Origin of the sequence: Salinarimonas ramus, from assembly GCF_014645695.1 — a bacterium.
Lineage (GTDB): Bacteria > Pseudomonadota > Alphaproteobacteria > Rhizobiales > Beijerinckiaceae > Salinarimonas > Salinarimonas ramus.
The window spans coordinates 1-769 of the sequence record NZ_BMMF01000042.1 but is presented as its reverse complement, the minus strand read 5'-3'; the positions used below and the strand labels follow the sequence as shown (position 1 = coordinate 769).

The following is a 769-nucleotide window of genomic DNA, read 5'->3' as shown; positions in this document are numbered from 1 at the left end:
GCGCCGGAGCGGCCTTCTGCAGAAGGCCGCTCCGGCGCTTTTCGCGCAGCCGGTAGCTCTCACCGCGGATGGTGATGACGTGGCTGTGGTGGAGGAGGCGGTCGAGGATCGCGGTCGCGACCACGGGATCGCCGAAGACCGAGCCCCACTCACCGATGGCGCGGTTCGAGGTGACGAGCATGGCGCCTCGCTCGTAGCGCCGGGAGACGAGCTGGAAGAAGAGATGCGCCGCGTCCTGCTCGAAGGGCAGGTAGCCCAGCTCGTCCACGATCAGCAGCTTCGGCTTGGTGTAATGGAGAAGGCGCTCGTCGAGACGGCCCTCGGCATGCGCCTTGGCGAGGTTGGCGACGAGCGCCGTGGCCGAGGTGAACAGCACGGTGTAGCCGGCCACGATCACCTCGCGTCCGAGTGCGACAGCGAGATGGGTCTTGCCCACGCCCGGCGGGCCGAGCAGCAGGATCGCCTCGCCGTTGGCGATGAAGCGGCCGGTGGCGAGCTCGCGGACCTGGTGCCTGTCGACGGAGGGCTGCGCCTCGAAGTCGAAGCCGGCGAGATCCCGGGCGAAGGGGAACTTGGCGAGCCCGAAGGCCATCTCGATCCGGCGCTGGTCCTTGCGCGCGATCTCGCGCTCGCAGAGCAGGGTCAGGGCCTCGCGGATGGTCAGGTCGCGCCGCCCGGCCTCGTCGAGGAGGCTGTCGAGCTGGTCTCGGATCGCGGTGAGCTTGAGGCGGGTGAGCATCCGCTCGAGATGCGCGTGCGTGTCGACGAG

Annotated in this window: 1 protein-coding gene; it reads right to left on the bottom strand. The window is 69.4% G+C overall.

The genetic code is table 11. The features are described 5' to 3' along the window. The coding region (gene istB, locus IEX89_RS24125) for an IS21-like element helper ATPase IstB (RefSeq protein ID WP_188915841.1) at nucleotides 1-739 on the bottom strand (739 nt) is incomplete at its 3' end. Nucleotides 740-769: the final 30 nt, after the last annotated feature.